Annotated in this window: 16 protein-coding genes, 2 tRNA genes and 3 other RNA genes; 10 read left to right on the top strand and 11 right to left on the bottom strand. The window is 52.2% G+C overall.

The genetic code is table 11. The features are described 5' to 3' along the window. Positions 1-16: 16 nt before the first annotated feature. Positions 17-346 carry an HI1450 family dsDNA-mimic protein gene (locus PU683_RS12830; RefSeq protein ID WP_042713297.1) on the top strand — a complete coding sequence of 110 codons (330 nt, stop codon included), beginning with the start codon at positions 17-19 and terminating at the stop codon, positions 344-346. A gap of 53 nt (positions 347-399) precedes the next feature. On the opposite strand, the gene oppF is transcribed toward PU683_RS12830, so the two are convergent. The 7 genes from oppF to PU683_RS12795 all read right to left on the bottom strand — a co-directional run bounded on the left by oppF (position 400) and on the right by PU683_RS12795 (position 7,499). Beyond that, a complete protein-coding gene (oppF, locus tag PU683_RS12825; protein ID WP_277172004.1) occupies positions 400-1,404 on the bottom strand; it encodes a murein tripeptide/oligopeptide ABC transporter ATP-binding protein OppF in 1,005 nt (334 codons plus the stop codon). After that, a complete protein-coding gene (gene oppD / locus PU683_RS12820; RefSeq protein WP_277172002.1) occupies positions 1,401-2,414 on the bottom strand; it encodes an ABC transporter ATP-binding protein in 1,014 nt (337 codons plus the stop codon). Before oppD ends, oppF begins: the two co-directional genes overlap by 4 nt. Positions 2,415-2,425: 11 nt before the next feature. Continuing rightward, positions 2,426-3,334 (bottom strand): oligopeptide ABC transporter permease OppC, encoded by a 909-nt coding sequence (oppC, locus tag PU683_RS12815; RefSeq protein WP_023478831.1) that lies wholly within the window; start codon positions 3,332-3,334, stop codon positions 2,426-2,428. 14 nt (positions 3,335-3,348) lie between these two features. Continuing rightward, positions 3,349-4,269 carry an oligopeptide ABC transporter permease OppB gene (gene oppB, locus PU683_RS12810; RefSeq protein ID WP_277171999.1) on the bottom strand — a complete coding sequence of 307 codons (921 nt, stop codon included), beginning with the start codon at positions 4,267-4,269 and terminating at the stop codon, positions 3,349-3,351. Positions 4,270-4,404: 135 nt separating this feature from the next. After that, entirely contained in the window at positions 4,405-6,036 is a 1,632-nt protein-coding gene (gene oppA, locus PU683_RS12805; protein ID WP_277171997.1) for an oligopeptide ABC transporter substrate-binding protein OppA, read from the bottom strand. Between the two features lie 137 nt (positions 6,037-6,173). Then, positions 6,174-6,524, bottom strand: coding sequence for a hypothetical protein (locus PU683_RS12800; RefSeq protein WP_277171995.1), 351 nt, complete (start codon positions 6,522-6,524; stop codon positions 6,174-6,176). A 327-nt stretch (positions 6,525-6,851) separates the two neighbouring features. Further along, positions 6,852-7,499 (bottom strand): YchE family NAAT transporter, encoded by a 648-nt coding sequence (locus PU683_RS12795; protein WP_277171993.1) that lies wholly within the window; start codon positions 7,497-7,499, stop codon positions 6,852-6,854. Positions 7,500-7,977: 478 nt separating this feature from the next. On the opposite strand from PU683_RS12795, the gene adhE reads away from it, so the two are divergent. Further along, positions 7,978-10,659, top strand: coding sequence for a bifunctional acetaldehyde-CoA/alcohol dehydrogenase (adhE, locus tag PU683_RS12790; RefSeq protein WP_277171991.1), 2,682 nt, complete (start codon positions 7,978-7,980; stop codon positions 10,657-10,659). A gap of 90 nt (positions 10,660-10,749) precedes the next feature. On the opposite strand, the gene tdk is transcribed toward adhE, so the two are convergent. After that, positions 10,750-11,364, bottom strand: a complete 615-nt coding sequence (tdk, locus tag PU683_RS12785) for a thymidine kinase (protein ID WP_277171989.1) — start codon at positions 11,362-11,364, stop codon at positions 10,750-10,752. 546 nt (positions 11,365-11,910) lie between these two features. Between tdk and hns the strand changes: the two genes are divergently transcribed. After that, positions 11,911-12,321 (top strand): histone-like nucleoid-structuring protein H-NS, encoded by a 411-nt coding sequence (hns, locus tag PU683_RS12780; RefSeq protein ID WP_023478663.1) that lies wholly within the window; start codon positions 11,911-11,913, stop codon positions 12,319-12,321. 277 nt (positions 12,322-12,598) lie between these two features. Here hns and galU read toward each other — a convergent pair whose 3' ends face one another. The 3 genes from galU to rssA all read right to left on the bottom strand — a co-directional run bounded on the left by galU (position 12,599) and on the right by rssA (position 15,722). Beyond that, positions 12,599-13,510 carry a UTP--glucose-1-phosphate uridylyltransferase GalU gene (gene galU / locus PU683_RS12775; protein ID WP_277171986.1) on the bottom strand — a complete coding sequence of 304 codons (912 nt, stop codon included), beginning with the start codon at positions 13,508-13,510 and terminating at the stop codon, positions 12,599-12,601. A 198-nt stretch (positions 13,511-13,708) separates the two neighbouring features. After that, entirely contained in the window at positions 13,709-14,722 is a 1,014-nt protein-coding gene (gene rssB, locus PU683_RS12770) for a two-component system response regulator RssB (RefSeq protein WP_277171984.1), read from the bottom strand. Between the two features lie 91 nt (positions 14,723-14,813). Next, positions 14,814-15,722 carry a patatin-like phospholipase RssA gene (gene rssA, locus PU683_RS12765; RefSeq protein ID WP_277171982.1) on the bottom strand — a complete coding sequence of 303 codons (909 nt, stop codon included), beginning with the start codon at positions 15,720-15,722 and terminating at the stop codon, positions 14,814-14,816. Between the two features lie 111 nt (positions 15,723-15,833). On the opposite strand from rssA, the gene PU683_RS12760 reads away from it, so the two are divergent. From PU683_RS12760 to PU683_RS12730, 7 genes are all read left to right on the top strand, one after another. Further along, positions 15,834-16,292, top strand: coding sequence for a YchJ family protein (locus tag PU683_RS12760; protein WP_277174289.1), 459 nt, complete (start codon positions 15,834-15,836; stop codon positions 16,290-16,292). Positions 16,293-16,338: 46 nt separating this feature from the next. Continuing rightward, entirely contained in the window at positions 16,339-17,181 is an 843-nt protein-coding gene (purU, locus tag PU683_RS12755) for a formyltetrahydrofolate deformylase (protein WP_023478636.1), read from the top strand. 166 nt (positions 17,182-17,347) lie between these two features. Beyond that, positions 17,348-17,492: non-coding RNA, RtT sRNA (locus tag PU683_RS12750), on the top strand. A gap of 21 nt (positions 17,493-17,513) precedes the next feature. Next, a tRNA-Tyr gene (locus PU683_RS12745) sits at positions 17,514-17,598 on the top strand. Between the two features lie 33 nt (positions 17,599-17,631). After that, positions 17,632-17,716, top strand: a tRNA-Tyr gene (locus PU683_RS12740). 43 nt (positions 17,717-17,759) lie between these two features. After that, positions 17,760-17,889, top strand: a non-coding RNA gene (locus PU683_RS12735) — RtT sRNA. A gap of 43 nt (positions 17,890-17,932) precedes the next feature. Next, positions 17,933-18,062, top strand: a non-coding RNA gene (locus PU683_RS12730) — RtT sRNA. Positions 18,063-18,115 lie beyond the last annotated feature (53 nt).

The following is an 18,115-nucleotide window of genomic DNA, read 5'->3' as shown; positions in this document are numbered from 1 at the left end:
CGTGATGAGGTAATTTATGGAAATGGACCTGAATAACCGCCTGACGGAAGATGAAACGCTTGAGCAAGCCTATGACATCTTCCTGGAACTGGCGGCGGACAACCTGGATCCGGCGGACATCATTCTTTTCAATCTGCAGTTTGAAGAGCGTGGCGGTGCCGAACTGTTCGATCCCGGCGAGGACTGGCAGGAGCATGTGGATTACGATTTAAACCCCGATTTCTTCGCTGAGGTGGTAATTGGCCTGGCGGAGACGGATGGCGGTGAGCTGAATGATGTCTTTGCGCGCGTACTGCTGTGCCGCGAGAAAGACCATAAGCTGTGCCATATTCTCTGGCGCGAATAAACGCTGAAAAGAGAAAGGGCTGACAAGGTGTCAGCCCTTTTTTTATGCGCGCCTTAAAGCGGATCGACCTTCAGGCAGGAGACCGCGTGGCGGAAACTGCCCTCCAGCACCGGGCGGGTTTTTGCACACTCCGGTCCGGCAATCGGACAGCGGGTGCGGAAGACACAGCCGGATGGTGGGTTGATCGGCGAGGGCAGATCCCCTTCCAGCAGCTGAATGGTTTTGTTCTTCTCAACATCCGGATCGGGTACCGGCACAGCCGACATCAGCGCTTTGGTATATGGATGCAGCGGATTCTGGTACACCTCATCATAGGTGCCAAGTTCAACTGCATGACCGAGGTACATTACCAGCACGCGGTCGGAGATGTGCTTCACCACCGCCAGATCGTGGGCAATAAAGATCAGCGACAGCCCCATTTCGCGCTGTAACTGTTGCAGCAGGTTGACCACCTGCGCCTGAATCGACACGTCGAGCGCCGAGACTGGCTCATCGCAGATAATCAGTTTCGGTTCAAGGATCAGCGCACGCGCGATACCGATACGCTGGCATTGACCACCGGAGAACTCATGGGGATAGCGGTTAATCAGGTTAGGCAGCAGGCCCACCTTCATCATCATCGCTTTCACCCGGTCTTTCACTTCCTGGCGCGGCATCTTCGGATGGTAGGTGCGCAGCGGCTCGGCAATGATTTCGCCGATGGTCATACGCGGGTTCAACGAAGCCAGCGGATCCTGGAAAATCATCTGGATATCGCTGCGCACATCGCGCCACTCTTCCGGTTTCATTCCCAGCAGATCGCGCCCCAGCCAGGCGACTTTGCCGTCGGTCGCTTTTACAAGCCCGATAATCGCGCGTGCAAAGGTCGACTTGCCGCAGCCGGACTCACCGACCACGCCAAGGGTCTCACCCTCATAGAGGCGCAGCGTTACGCCATCGACCGCTTTCAGGGTCTTCGGCGGCTGCCAGAACCACTGTCTGCCATCTTTAATATCGAAATGCACCTTCAGATCGGCGATTTCGAGCAGCACTTTTCTCTCTTCGGTTACGGTGCTCATACTAACTCCTCCACCGGCTTAAAGCAGGCGCGCAGACGGCCCGGCGCAAACTCATCCAGCGGCGGCGCGTTATTACAGATCTCCATTGCGTGCGGACAGCGCGGCTGGAACGGGCAGCCTTTCGGCAGACGCAGCAGGTTTGGCGGGTTGCCGGGAATGGTCAACATCGCTTCGCCATCGGCGTCCAGACGCGGTACCGCATGCAGCAGACCGATAGAGTACGGGTGCGATGGCTGATAGAAGACGTCACGCGCTTTGCCATACTCCATGGTGCGCCCGGCATACATCACCAGCACTTTATCGCAGATGCCGGCCACTACGCCGAGGTCATGGGTGATCATGATGATTGCGGTATTAAATTCGCGTTTCAGCTCATTGAGCAGCGTCATGATCTGCGCCTGCACGGTCACGTCAAGTGCAGTGGTCGGTTCGTCGGCTATTAGCAGCTTCGGCCTGCACAGAAGGGCCATGGCGATCATCACGCGCTGGCGCATCCCGCCGGAGAACTCATGCGGGTACATGCGCATGCGCTTACGCGCTTCCGGCATTTTGACCGCATCGAGCATTCTCACCGACTCTTCAAACGCTTCGGCTTTGCTCATGCCTTTATGCAGCATCAACACTTCCATCAACTGTTCGCCGACGCGCATATAGGGGTTCAGCGAGGTCATCGGATCCTGGAAAATCATTGAGATCTGCTCGGCGCGCAGCTTGTTCAGCGCCTGCTCCGGCAGGTTGAGGATCTCTTTGCCATTGAAGGTCGCCGAGCCGCCAATGCGACCGTTGGCAGCCAGCAGCCCCATCAGCGCAAACGCGGTCTGGGATTTACCGGAGCCAGATTCCCCCACGATGCCCAGCGTCTCACCGGCGCGCAGGGAGAAGTTCAGGTCGTTGACTGCGGTGACATCGCCATCCGGTGTCGCAAAGGTCACGCGAAGATCTTTCACATCCAGCAGGAGGTCCGTTTGCTGCCGCGTCGTTGACGCTACTACGGTTTCAGTCATGCTCATAACGGCACTCCTTAACGATCTTTCGGGTCGAGGGCATCACGCAGGCCATCGCCGATAAAGTTGAAACAGAACAGGGTGATCACAAGGAAACCCGCCGGGAAGAGCAGCAGCCATGGAGACACTTCCATCGAGTTTGCGCCATCGCTTAACAGCGCACCCCAGCTGCTGAGCGGCTCCTGCGTACCGAGGCCAAGGAAGCTCAGGAAGGATTCGAACAGGATCATGCTCGGCACCAGCAGCGAAGCATAGACCACCACCACGCCAAGCACGTTCGGTACGATATGGCGCATCACGATGTTGGCGGTAGAGACCCCACCCACCTGCGCCGCTTCGATAAACTCTTTACGCTTCAGGCTCAGGGTCTGGCCGCGCACAATACGCGCCATATCCAGCCAGGAGACCATACCGATAGCCACAAAGATCAGCAGAATGTTCTGCCCGAAAAAGGTGACCAGCAGGATAACGAAGAACATAAACGGGAAGGAGTTGAGGATCTCCAGCAGACGCATCATCACTGAGTCGGTTTTGCCGCCCAGGTAGCCGGAGAGCGAACCGTAGAGTGTTCCGAGAACCACGGCCACCAGCGCAGCAGCGATGCCGACCATCAGCGAGATACGCCCGCCGATAGCAACACGCACCAGCAGATCGCGCCCGGAGGAGTCGGTACCGAAGTAGTGCCCTGACTCCATATCCGGCGCGTTGGACATCATCGCCCAGTCGGTATCAAAGTAGCTGAACTGCGACAGCATCGGTGCCAGCGTCACGAACAGGGCAATCAGCACCAGCACAAACAGGCTGGCGACCGCCGCGCGGTTGTGCATAAAACGGCGACGCGCATCCTGCCAAAGGCTACGCCCTTCGACTTCGAGCTTCTCACTGAAGTTTTCCAGCGCCTCGCTGTTTTTCTTACTTAACATCATGGCGAACTCCAGTCTCAATAACGAATTTTCGGATCGATGATGGCGTAGAGCACATCAACAATCGCGTTGAAGGTGATGGTCAGCGCGCCGACCAGAATGGTCAGGCTCAGCACCAGTGAGTAGTCGCGGTTAAGCGCGCCGTTCACGAACAGCTGACCGATGCCCGGCAAGCCGTAAATCGTTTCGATAACCATGGAGCCGGTAATAATGCCGACAAAGGCCGGGCCCATATAGGAGAGCACGGGCAGCAGCGCCGGTTTCAGCGCGTGGCGGAAGATGATCCGGCGCATCGGCAGCCCTTTGGCGCGCGCGGTGCGGATGAAGTTGGAGTGCAGCACTTCAATCATCGAACCACGGGTGATACGCGCGATGCTGGCGATATAGGCGAGTGAGAGCGCGACCATCGGCAGGATCATAAATTTAGGTGCCCCGCCATTCCAGCCGCCGGCCGGCAGCCACTGGAGCATAATGGCGAATATCATCACTAACAGCGGTGCGACAACGAAACTGGGTATCACTACCCCTGTCATGGCTAACCCCATTACCGTGTAGTCCCATTTGGTGTTCTGGTTTAACGCGGCGATAACACCCGCCGTTACACCGAACACAATCGCCAGAATAAACGCCGCGGCGCCTAATTTAGCGGAAACCGGGAAGCTTGCCGCCACCAGATCATTCACGGTGTAGTCTTTATATTTAAACGACGGACCAAAATCAAAATGCGCCAGCTGTTTCAGGTAGCTGAAATACTGGGTGGTGATGGGGTCGTTTAAATGGTATTTCGCCTCAATGTTGGCCATCACTTCCGGCGCAAGCGCACGTTCACCGGTGAAGGGACTTCCCGGCGCGAGACGCATCATAAAGAACGAAATCGTGATCAGAATAAAGAGTGTTGGAATCGCTTCAAGAAAGCGACGCAGGATAAATTTCAACATTGCCCGTACCTTCTGGCTTGTGCCTTTTACACATTCTCTTTCAGACGGCCCAAGTGCCGTCTGCGACCGATGTGTGTTCTGGTGCGATAAAAATAAGACACTGTGAGGCAGGTTGCCCTGCCCCACTCATTGCCATTAATGCTTGATAATATACAAGTTTTTCACGTAGATATTATCTAACGGGTCTTTACCGGTATAGCCACCTACCCATGGTTTAACCAGACGGGCGTTCACGTAGTAGTAGACCGGAACAATAGCGGAGTCTTTATCAAGCTGCTGTTCAGCTTTGGAGTAAAGCTCAGCGCGCTGCGCTTCGTCGGTCACTTTCAGCGTGTCGCCGATCAGCTTGTCAAACGCCGGGCTCTTATAGTGCGCGGTATTGTTCGAGCTGTCTGAAAGCATGGTGTTCAGGAAGGAGGTCGGTTCGTTGTAATCCGCACACCAGCCAGCACGTGCCACATCAAAGGTGCCCTGATGACGCGTGTCGAGGAAGGTTTTCCACTCCTGGTTCTCCAGCTTGACGTTGGCACCCAGGTTTTTCTTCCAGATTGAGGCAACGGCGATCGCCAGTTTTTTGTGCAGATCGGAGGTGTTATACAGCAGGCTGAAGCTCAGCGGTTTATCAGCCGTGTAACCCGCTTCGGCGAGCAGTTTTTTCGCCTCGGCGTTACGCTGTTCCTGGGTCATTTTGAACCAGGCCGGTTCGGTCAGTTTTGCACCGTCGGTGTATGGCGGCGTGTAGCTGTAGGCCGGCAGGTCACCCTGGTTTTTCACTTTATTAACGATAATGTCACGATCCAGCGCCAGTTTAAGGGCGGTACGAACGCGAACGTCAGTGAACGGTGCTTTCTGGTTGTTGATCTCATAGTAATACGTACACAGGTACGGATCGACGTGCACTTCTTTCGGGATCTCTTTTTTCAGTTTCTGGAACAGTTCAATCGGCATGTTGTTATAGGTCATGTCGATTTCGCCGCTGCGGTAGCGGTTGACGTCCGTCACTTCTGCAGAGATTGGCAGATAGGTCACCTGGTTAATAACGGTTTTATCGTTATCCCAGTAGTTGGTGTTGCGCTCAAGAACGATACGTTCGTTGACCACCCAATCTTTCAGCTTATAGGCACCGTTGGTGACGATGTTTGCAGGCTGGGTCCACTTATCGCCAAATTTTTCAATTGCGGATTTTGGCACGGCGGAAACGGACGGGTGAACCAGCAATTTGTAGAAATAGGGAACCGGCTCGCTCAGCGTCACTTCAAAGGTATTATCATCAAGCGCTTTTACCCCCAGTTCGCTGGTAGGTTTCTTACCGGCGATTACGTCGTCGATATTCGCGATGTGACCATATTGCAGGTAGCTGGCGTATGGAGAGGCGGTTTTCGGATCGGCCAGGCGCTGCCAGCTATAGACGAAGTCATGGGCAGTGACCGGTGTACCGTCTGACCATTTGGCGTTTTTACGCAGATGGAATGTCCAGACTTTAAAATCTTTGTTTTCCCATTTTTCAGCAACACCGGCGGTCGGGTGGCCTTCAACATCGGAAATAAGCAGACCTTCAAACAGGTCACGGTTAACGTTTGATTCCGGAACGCCCTCGATTTTATGCGGATCGAGAGATTGCACTTCAGCACCGTTATTGCGCACCAGCGTCTGTTTTTCCGCCAGTTGAACGCCAGCCGGTACGTCGGCCGCGAAGGCTGCGTTACCGGAAATAAGCGCTGCCAGGATGCCTGCTGCAACTACGCTTTTCTTTGTGATGATGGACATTGTGTTGTGACTCCAATCATTATAATTACCGACATTTATGCCAGCTGTATCATCCCCTGTTCGGGGGCCTGAATAGCGCAGGAGCTTTTGGCGCTTTCAGACATCTTTTTTTACTTCTGCTATCACCGACTTTTTTATTACGGATCGCTCGAACGGCAATCTCGCGTCGATTCATTAACGCGCCTCCCCTGTCGAGACGCGTTGTATTCATGATATTTATTTTCTAATTGAAAACGATTCTCATTAAATCGCTTTACGGTGTAAATTATGAGGCTGATAAAGACATTCGCCGGAAAATAACAAATGCCCGGGACCGCCGCCAATACATTTTGCAAATTTGTTAACCATTTCTCTTTTACGGCGTAGCGGCAGCCGCAGCGAAATGACGACTGCGTCTCCCTGTTGTTTTTTTCTTTTTGATTATCAATCAGATAAAGAAGCACCACGGCCTTGTGATACTTATTGGCTGCCTTCGCGGGAATTTGCACAAAAAATCAACAATTGACTACTTTTTAGCACATTCCTCTGCGAGGAGATTGAAAGTACTAATATCATTTCAATAATGACTCGGCAAGCCCAATAGTATGATGTGAGAGAAATAACAGAGTTATTTGCTCAAAATGCAGTCATTAATGATTCGTGAAACTTATAATTCCATGATAGAAAACAGCTTTTCTGATTATTGCTATTTGTTATGCCTGAAGCCCTATTGCTGATTCTTCATATCTTTTGCTAATTATGCGAGCAGGGTTACATTCGAAAGCGCGAAGTTCTCGCGCTCAGAAAAATAAAACCTATATAAATGAAAGAATGAATCAATTCAGCAGGCCGGGGAAAATCGATTTCACGCCCGCGACAATAAACTCAATGCCTAAAGCCATCAGCAGCAAGCCCATAATACGCGTGATGACGTTAATGCCCGTTTGCCTGAGCAGGCGCACCAGCCAGGGTGCAATGCGGAACAGCCCCCATGAGCAGAGCGCAAACAGCGCGATGGCCAGTGTGAAGCCAATCAGGTGTGCAAGCGTGTGGTAACGCGTCCCCCAAACGATAGTAGAGCTGATCGCCCCTGGCCCGGCCATTAATGGCAACGCTAGCGGCACCACGCCCACGCTCTCGCGGATAGCCGTTTCCGATTTCTCCTGTTTGTTCTGTTTATCCTCCCCCAGCTTGCCACTGATCATCGACATCGCGATGGTGACAACCAGAATCCCGCCGGCAATACGGAAAGAGTCAATTGAGATGCCAAACAGTTGCAGGATGGTGTCGCCAAGAAAGAGTGACGTCCAGAGAATGATGGCGACCGAGAAATTTGCGGTAAGGTTGGTTTTATTGCGCGCGTCAGCCATTTGATAGCTGGTCATACTGATAAAGACCGGGATGATGCCAACCGGGTTTACCAGCGCAAAAAGACCGACGAAAAATTTAAAATAGAGAGGAAAATCAAATGCAAAGTGATCCACAGCAAGCTCCGCGTTATCGCCAGTACTTTAGAAACAATAGCGTGACAGGAAAATCCATGCAGAAGATACGCGATTTTTTTGTGGAGTCCATCAGTTCATTCAGCAATATCCCCGATAAAACAGGGTGTTATTGAGTTGAGTTGAATGTGAAAAAGCCGCGCTATATTCCGCAGATGACTGTTAACAATTGATACAAATAACAAAAATCGGTCAAGCTGAAAGGTGTCAGCTTAGTGAAAACTTGATGTGGATCACGCATTAATTACTCAGAAGTGGGTAACCTTGATGCCACGAATAGAGAGCAGAAATGTCAATAATTGCTCCCCTTTCGTTAAGGCTCTTTTAGTAAATCAGCGGCAAAAGCGCGTTGTAATATGGTGTCCTGCATAGCTTTACGCAACCTGCGACGGCGATGTCTATAATGGCAGTTTGGGCAGATGGTTTACTAAAAGAGTTTAAACATTATCAGGAGAGCATTATGGCTGTTACTAATGTCGCTGAACTGAACGCACTCGTTGAACGTGTGAAGAAAGCCCAGCGTGAATATGCCAACTTTACTCAAGAGCAAGTAGATAAAATCTTCCGCGCCGCCGCCCTGGCTGCCGCAGATGCTCGAATCCCTCTCGCGAAAATGGCCGTTGCAGAATCCGGCATGGGTATCGTCGAAGATAAAGTGATTAAAAACCACTTTGCTTCTGAGTATATCTACAACGCGTACAAAGATGAGAAAACCTGCGGCGTGTTATCGGAAGATGATACTTTCGGCACGATCACTATCGCTGAGCCTATCGGCATTATTTGCGGTATTGTACCGACAACCAACCCCACCTCTACTGCAATCTTTAAATCACTGATTAGCCTGAAAACCCGTAACGCAATTATCTTCTCTCCGCATCCGCGTGCCAAAGACGCCACCAACAAAGCGGCGGACATTGTGCTGCAGGCAGCAATCGCAGCTGGTGCGCCAAAAGATTTAATCGGCTGGATTGACCAACCTTCCGTCGAACTCTCTAATACTTTAATGCATCACCCGGATATCAACCTGATTCTCGCGACCGGTGGTCCGGGTATGGTAAAAGCCGCTTACAGCTCCGGTAAACCGGCTATCGGTGTCGGCGCGGGTAACACCCCGGTGGTAATCGACGAAACTGCCGATATCAAACGTGCTGTCGCCTCCGTGCTGATGTCAAAAACCTTCGATAACGGTGTTATCTGCGCCTCCGAACAGTCTGTTGTCGTGGTTGACTCCGTGTATGATGCGGTGCGCGAGCGCTTCGCCAGCCACGGCGGTTACCTGCTGCAGGGTCAGGAGTTGAAAGCAGTTCAGAATATTATCCTGAAAAACGGTGCGCTGAACGCGGCTATCGTTGGTCAACCGGCTCACAAAATCGCCGAACTGGCAGGCTTTAGCGTACCGGCAAGCACCAAAATCCTGATCGGTGAAGTTACCGTTGTGGATGAGAGCGAGCCGTTCGCCCATGAGAAACTCTCTCCGACGCTGGCCATGTATCGCGCGAAAGATTTCGACGATGCGGTCGTTAAAGCAGAGAAACTGGTCGCTATGGGCGGTATCGGGCACACATCCTGCCTCTATACCGACCAGGATAATCAGCCTGAACGTGTGGCCCACTTCGGCCAGATGATGAAAACCGCGCGTATCCTCATCAACACCCCGGCTTCTCAGGGGGGTATCGGTGACCTCTACAACTTCAAACTCGCGCCTTCCCTGACTCTGGGTTGTGGTTCGTGGGGTGGTAACTCCATCTCAGAAAACGTTGGTCCTAAGCACCTGATCAACAAGAAAACCGTTGCTAAGCGAGCTGAGAACATGTTGTGGCACAAACTTCCGAAATCAATCTACTTCCGCCGTGGCTCCCTGCCTATCGCGCTGGATGAAGTGATTACTGATGGTCACAAACGCGCCATGATCGTGACCGACCGTTTCCTCTTTAACAACGGTTACGCTGACCAGATCACCTCCGTGCTGAAGGCTGCGGGCGTGGAAACCGAAGTCTTCTTCGAGGTGGAAGCCGATCCGACGTTGACCGTGGTGCGTAAAGGCGCTGAACTGGCGAACTCCTTTAAGCCAGACGTGATTATTGCCCTCGGCGGCGGCTCCCCGATGGATGCTGCGAAAATCATGTGGGTGATGTACGAACACCCGGAAACCCATTTCGAAGAGCTGGCGCTGCGCTTTATGGATATCCGTAAGCGTATCTATAAATTCCCGAAAATGGGCGTCAAAGCGAAAATGATCGCCGTGACTACCACCTCCGGTACCGGTTCTGAAGTGACGCCGTTTGCGGTAGTTACCGATGATGCCACCGGTCAGAAATACCCGCTTGCAGACTATGCCCTCACCCCGGATATGGCGGTAGTTGACGCCAACCTGGTGATGGATATGCCGAAATCCCTCTGCGCCTTTGGTGGCCTGGACGCGGTAACCCATGCGCTGGAAGCTTACGTCTCCGTACTGGCTTCTGAGTTCTCCGATGGTCAGGCGCTGCAGGCACTTAAACTGCTGAAAGAGAACCTGCCGGCTTCCTATAACGAAGGGTCGAAAAACCCGGTTGCCCGTGAACGTGTACACAGTGCTGCAACCATCGCCGGTATCGCGTTTGCTAACGCCTTCCTTGGTGTGTGTCACTCCATGGCGCATAAACTGGGTTCGCAGTTCCATATTCCGCACGGTCTGGCTAACGCCTTGTTGATCAGTAACGTTATTCGCTACAACGCGAATGACAACCCGACTAAACAGACCGCCTTCAGTCAGTATGACCGTCCGCAGGCACGCCGCCGTTACGCAGAGATTGCCGATCATCTGGGCCTCTCTGCACCGGGCGACCGGACCGCAGCAAAAATTGAGAAACTGCTGGCGTGGCTGGAGAGCCTGAAAGCGGAGCTGGGTATTCCGAAATCTATCCGCGAAGCTGGGGTACAGGAAGCGGATTTCCTGGCGAATGTCGACAAACTCTCTGAAGATGCGTTTGACGACCAGTGCACCGGCGCGAACCCGCGCTACCCGCTGATTGCAGAGCTGAAGCAGATCCTGCTGGATACCTTCTACGGTCGCGAATATAAAGAGGGTGAAGCCGCTGCCGCGCCAAAAGTGGAAGTGGCACCAGTTAAAGCTGAAAAGAAAGCGAAAAAAACCGCTTAATGGTATAGCGTCATAAAAAAACCCGCTTCGGCGGGTTTTTTATTTTCTGCACAATCAGAATAAATTTAGCAGAACGCCATAAAGCTACCGCTAGCCTCTCACCCGCGCTTGTATTGTCGCAAGCGAGCCTTCCGCCAGCGCTTCCTTATAGTGTTTACGGCAAACGGACACGTAGCGCTCATTGCCGCCGATAACCACCTGCTCGCCTTCATTATAAGGACGTCCTGCGTGATCGAGCCGCAACACCATACTCGCCTTACGCCCGCAGAAACAGATGGTTTTAAGCTCAACTAATTTATCTGACCACGCCAGTAAATACTGACTGCCGCCAAACAGCTCACCGCGAAAATCGGTTCTTAGCCCGTAACAGAGAACGGGAATATCGAGTTCATCCACCACTTCGGAAAGCGCATATACTTGCTCCCGCGTCAAAAACTGACACTCATCCACCAGCACGCAGTGCACGGCTTCTTGTTCGTGCTGAGCTTTTATGTCGTCAAATAACGAGGTGTGCTGATTGAACAGTCGTGCAGGTGAGGATAAACCAATCCTGGAACTGACTTTCCCTGCACCAAAGCGGTTATCAATTTCTGCGGTATAAACTACCGTTCTCATGCCTCGCTCTTGATAATTGTACGAGGACTGTAGTAATGCCGTCGATTTCCCTGCATTCATTGCTGAATAGTAGAAATAAAGCTGTGCCATTGCGCGCAAAACCCTAATCAAAGTGTGATGATCCTGCGGCGAATTGTATCATGTTTTAACGGTGTGGCCTGAGCAACCGTTGCAGCTTAGGTTGATCCTGTAGTCAGCTTTACGCATAAATGTGCGTTTTCCGATGGCGCGTTTTGTAACTGCATAAGAAACAGCAATAACAAATTCAGGACGTTAGTGTCCTGCTCATATGCGGTGATTCTTATCATATCATTCAGAAATTATTAAAATTTTACTAAAGTAAGCGGATTTAACACAGTAATAGACGCGGTTGTTATTTATCCATTATGGCTATTTCTCCTGAAGGAATAATCAAAAAATATCGCTTCACCTTCACATATGAACAAACCTGATCTGCACGTTTATACCTGTTTGGCAGTGTGGTTGTTGATTAAAAATTTAAGATAGCGGTATTTAGAAAAGACTTAAATAAAGGGCTATTTTGAATTCCTTACATTCGCGGCTATTGCACTGCTGAATTTAACGCTCTATTATTAGCCCAACAAACCACCCCAATATAAGTTTGAGATTACTACAATGAGCGAAGCACTTAAAATTCTGAACAACATCCGTACTCTGCGCGCGCAGGCAAGAGAATGCACGCTGGAAACACTGGAAGAGATGCTGGAAAAATTAGAAGTTGTGGTTAATGAGCGTCGTGAAGAAGAGAACGCTGCCGCAGCTGAAGTTGAAGAGCGTACTCGTAAATTGCAGCAATATCGTGAAATGTTGATTGCTGATGGTATTGACCCGAATGAATTGCTGAACAGCATGGCTGCAGCTAAAACGGGCACAAAAGCAAAACGCGCTGCGCGTCCGGCTAAATATAGCTACGTAGATGAAAATGGTGAAACGAAAACCTGGACCGGCCAGGGTCGTACTCCAGCAGTCATCAAAAAAGCTATCGATGAACAAGGTAAAAAGCTGGAAGATTTCCTGCTCGCGTAAGTGAGTAATCTCTTATCTGCTTTTAATATCCCGCCGCTGGCGGGATTTTTTTGCCCATACTCCACAATTTCTTCACAAATATGCTGAATGTAGGCGGTGCGTGTTAGCATCGATGCACTGCGCTCAAAATCCCGCCATTTTTTTATTAGCGGTGCCATAAGCTTTTTCTTATCCCCCTTTTTCCAGGCGCCTTCCGATCGACGCCCAATAAAAAAGCCGACGCTAATCTGTGCTCAGCACGATTAACGTCGACCTTATTTAGTGTCAGCGCCGGGGCTTATGCTTTAGCAGTGCCTACCGTTTCGTTCAGCCAGGCTGTAAACTCTTCGCCAAGAGACTTATGGCGAATGCCATATTCTACAAAGGCGCGCATATAGCCGAGTTTATTACCGCAGTCGTGGCTCTTGCCTTTCATGTGATAGGCTTCAACCGTCTCTTTTTCAATCAGCATATCGATAGCATCGGTAAGCTGGATCTCATCCCCGGCTCCCGGAGGCGTTTTCGCCAGCAGCGGCCAAATTTCGGCGCTCAGGACATAACGGCCTACCACTGCAAGGTTTGACGGCGCGACGTTCGCTTTCGGTTTCTCTACCACGCCAACCATCGGCACGCTGTCGCCCGGATTCAGCGTGGCGCCTTTGCAGTCCACTACGCCGTAAGCGGTAACGTCTTCGACCGGCTCAACCATGATCTGGCTGGCACCCGTCTCGTCGAAGCGTTTGATCATCTCTGCGAGGTTATCCTGTGAAAGATCGGACTCGAACTCATCAAGGATAACGTCCGGCAGGATAACAGCAACCGGCTCGTTGCCGACAACCGGGTGCGCGCACATGACCGCATGGCCAAGGCCCTTCGCCAGACCCTGACGCACCTGCATGATGGTCACGTGCGGCGGGCAGATGGATTGCACCTCTTCAAGAAGCTGACGTTTTACGCGCTTCTCCAGCATGGCTTCAAGCTCAAAACTGGTATCAAAGTGGTTTTCGATAGAGTTTTTAGATGAATGTGTTACCAGAACGATTTCAGTAATACCCGCGGCAATACACTCATTGACCACGTACTGAATTAATGGCTTATCAACCAGCGGCAACATTTCTTTCGGAATCGCCTTCGTAGCTGGTAGCATCCTCGTTCCCAACCCCGCGACCGGGATTACTGCTTTAGTCACTTTCGAATTTATTGCAGCCATTGAAATCTCCTGGACTGTCCATGATTTGAACAGGTTCATGAATTAACTCGCGTCTGAGTATATCAGTACCAACCCAATGACCAGGTCTGAAAAGGACGCGCTAACAACTAATTAGGATTAATACGAATAAACTGCGGCGATATTAGCACCCGTTTTTATACGACGGGTAAATCTATCTGAGCTTCGCCACGCGATCGCTCATTCCGCGTTCAACATTAAGCGTAACCGCCCGCCTGCACCCCAGACCTGGCATTGCCACGCTTCGCTGCGATGGCTTACCTGATTCAGGTAGGTATTCCCAAGCGTACCGAGAGGAACGCCACTGCTGATTTGAATTTGATGTTCACCGGTATTTAAGGTGGCGTTTAAACCGGCCGAAACTAATAACAAATTCTTAAGCTCGCTATGGTAATACCCCACCAGTAACGGGAACTGCCCCGGCAAATTGGCCTGGTGCAGCAACTGGTTTACCTGCTTAAGTAAAGCACCCATTTCAGGTAAGCGCTGGCGTTGATGTGACAATTGTTCCTGAAGTAAGCCATTAAATAATGCGCGCAGCAGCAGCGCCGCCAGCACGCCATTATTGCCGGCACGGGTGACATCAAGACAATAGAATGCGAGGTCGTGACCGGAAAGCGGTGCAATATCAAGCACCAGTCCGGGGCTTTCAGCGGAAACAAGCTGGCGATAATTTACCCGGCAGCCGGAAATGACCTGCTGTACAGGTGGTTGAAGCTCTTTTAATAAATTCGCTGCGGCCTGCGGGTTATCCACCAGCGCATCCCAGTCCTGGAATAAACGCTCCTCCTCTTCGACCCGGGAATTAAACATATTCGGGTAGATACAGGCGAAGATCGTTTCCCGCAGACGATTAAAATCTTTAACCGGCTTCAGGACGACATCCTGAACGCCCAGACGCAGCGCTTTTGCAATATCAGCCATATTTTCGGTGGCCGAAATCACCAACACGGGTGTCTGTATGCCCTGGTTGCGCAGCGTTTCAACCAGCGCGAGACCATTCATACGCGGCATGGCCAGGTCGCAAATAATCAAATCGGGTTGATTGCCAGCTATCTGCTCCAGCGCATCCACTCCGTCTCCGGCCAGCAACGTTGTTGCGCCGAGAGATTGCAACCATGAATCCAGCAGCGATCGGAAAACGAGCTCGTCTTCCACTATCAATATCTGTTTCCCGACCAACGGCTGCGTCATCTCTTCTCCCCTGCCTGACAGTAGATCAATAGTGGCATGCTTCGACGACACTCGCCTGTCAGAATTTGCTGAAGTCTTATAAAAATTATGTTCACGCTAAAGTCCGCACCAGCGGAAGTAACTCGTCCATTCTCTTTTCCACCGCTAACTGCCCGGCAGCAATGGCTGCATCAGCACGATGGAAATCGAGAGTGGATATTTGCGGACAAATGGGTTGCAACAAAATATCCGGCGGATCGCCCGCCATACGGTTGCGCTTTAGGCGATTTTCCAGCACCTGGATCGAGGTGGTCATGATCTCCATCGCAGTCGGCGTCACCGGGCGTTTCGGCGTGGTGCGGCTAAGCCGCTCGCGCAGACGCTGATGCCAGCGCAGTGCTTCACCGCTGCCTTTTTCCATCTCGCTATCGGAGGGCGTTACGGAGAGCAAATCCTGCTGCATTAAATGCGCGTCGTGCTGCAGGTCGACGGCAATAACGATGTCAGCGCCCAGCGCACGGGTTAATGAGACCGGGACCGGATTGACCACCGCGCCATCGACCAGCCAGTAGCCATTATGCGCTACGGGCGACATCAATCCGGGAATACTACAGGAGGCGCGCACGGCACGGTGCAGATCCCCTTCGGTAAACCACAACTCACGTCCGGTACTCAGATTAGTCGCGACCGCGCCAAAGCGCTTTTCACAGTGGCTAAACTCGTCGAAAGGGAGGAGCTGGCGGTATTGATTGAAGACGCGTTCACCACGCAGCAACCCGCCGCGGCGCCAGGAGAGATCCATAAGCCGCAGTACGTCCCAGTAGCGGAAAGAGCGCACCCAATTTTCCAGCAGCGACAACCGTCCGCAGGAGTATGCCGCGCCAACTAATGACCCGATAGAGCATCCCGCCACAACGTCAATAGTAATGCCGGCGCGCTCTAACGCATTAATGACGCCGATGTGCGACCAACCTCTGGCTGCGCCAGAACCCAGCGCCAGACCGATTTTTACCGTTCTCATTCCGCGTACTTCACTTCCCCCGGCTTACTGTAGCCACAACGCGGCGGCTCAGTTAACATATTGCCACCCTGGCGCGTGCTGCGCCGTTATTATTGTTTCAGGAATGCTGTTTTGTCTCAAACATGTCCTTGCGGTAGCGCTCAGCAGTATAGCGTATGTTGCCAGCCTTATCTGTCTGGTCAACACGCGGCGCCGGATCCCTCTCGCCTGATGCGTTCTCGTTATACCGCTTTTGTCTTACATCAGACGGATTATCTGGTGAAAACCTGGCACCCCACCTGCGCGGCACACACCTTTCGCCAACAGATTGAGGCCGGTTTCGCGAACACAACCTGGCTTGGACTGACGCTATTTGAGCACGCTTACGGCCGCGATGACAATGAAGGTTATGTCAGTTTTGTTGCTCGCTTTCGCGAGAATGACAAAAATGGCGCAATTATTGAACGTTCCCGTTTTTTAAAGGAAAACGGCGAATGGTACTACATCGATGGTACGCGCCCACAGTTTGGTCGTAACGATCCCTGCCCCTGCGGATCAGGTAAAAAATTTAAAAAGTGCTGCGGGCAATAAGCCGGCATCACCCTTAACAAACACACTCAACAGGATTTACCCGGCAATGCACTCTTTACAACGTAAAATTCTGCGCACCATCTGCCCCGATCAGAAGGGCCTTATCGCTCGCATTACGAACATTTGTTATAAGCACGAACTCAACATTGTTCAGAATAATGAATTTGTCGACCATCGCACCGGCCGCTTCTTTATGCGCACCGAGCTTGAAGGCATTTTCAACGATGCCACGCTGCTGGCCGATCTCGACAGCGCGCTGCCGGAAGGCTCTGTGCGCGAACTGAACGCTGCGGGTCGTCGTCGCGTGGTGATCCTGGTGACCAAAGAGGCGCACTGCCTGGGCGATCTGTTAATGAAAGCCAACTATGGCGGTCTTGATGTGGAGATCGCCGCGGTGATCGGCAACCATGAGACGCTGCGCCCGCTGGTAGAACGCTTTGACATTCCCTTCGAGCTGGTGAGCCACGAAGGTTTAACGCGCGAAGCGCACGACAATCTGATGGTGAAAGCAATCGAAGCCCATCAACCTGATTATGTTGTGCTGGCGAAGTATATGCGCGTCCTGACGCCGGATTTTGTCTCGCGCTTTCCGAATAAGATCATCAATATTCACCACTCCTTCCTGCCGGCGTTTATCGGCGCACGCCCTTATCACCAGGCTTACGAGCGCGGCGTGAAGATCATTGGCGCGACTGCGCACTATGTGAACGACAACCTGGATGAAGGCCCGATCATCATGCAGGACGTGATTCATGTTGATCACACCTATACTGCTGAAGATATGATGCGTGCCGGTCGCGACGTGGAGAAAAATGTGCTCAGCCGCGCGCTCTACCAGGTTCTGGCCCAGCGCGTCTTTGTTTACGGCAACCGCACAATCATTCTTTGATCGCCTTTTATTCAGGTTGCCTGGCTTTACAGCGTTACGGGCAAAAAGCAGGCAACCGATTCATTTTCACGATTGAGTGCTTTACAGAGGCGCGTCATTTGGTATGATGCGCCGCGCTTCCCGAGAAGGAAGCGGCCAGTAAAAAGCTTTACCCCGTGGTGGGGTTCCCGAGCGATCATAAGGGAGCTGACTGCAAATCTGCCGTCATCGACTTTGAAGGTTCGACTCGAGCACCAGCGAGAGAACGTTGCCAGAGGCAACGGCCCGAAGGGTGAGGAGCGCAGCTCCGAACAATCCTTCCTCTGCAACACCATACAATGTAGTGACCCCGTGGTGGGGTTCCCGAGCGGCCAAAGGGAGCAGACTGTAAATCTGCCGTCATCGACTTCGAAGGTTCGAATCCTTCCCCCACCACCATCTACGTCCTGCATCACAATTTGAATTACCCCTGGTGGGGTTCCCGAGCGGCCAAAGGGAGCAGACTGTAAATCTGCCGTCACAGACTTCGAAGGTTCGAATCCTTCCCCCACCACCATCTTCTTAAATACTCTCCAGCTCACGACACACTCTGTTCCTTCATATTCTCCTTTTGGGGAAGGATGAGAAGCTTCGACCAGGTTCGACCCGAGCATCGCGAGAGCGCGTTGCCGCAGGCAACGACCCGAAGGGCGAGGAGCGCAGCGACGAGTAATCCTTCCCCCACCACCATCTTCTTAAATACTCTCCAGCTCACGACACACTCTCTTCCTTCATATTCTCCGTTTGGGGAAGGATGAGAAGCTTCGACCAGGTTCGACTCGAGCATCGCGAGAGCGCGTTGCCGCAGGCAACGACCCGAAGGGCGAGGAGCGCAGCGACGAGTAATCTTTGCCCCACCACCCTCTTCTGAATAAATCTCCCATTCTGATAGCCATTCTGCACTGGCTGCTTCGCC

The organism is Candidatus Kosakonia sp. 282A-S69, assembly GCF_029433855.1.
Lineage (GTDB): Bacteria > Pseudomonadota > Gammaproteobacteria > Enterobacterales > Enterobacteriaceae > Kosakonia > Kosakonia cowanii_A.
This window is presented reverse-complemented; position numbering and strand designations above follow the sequence as displayed.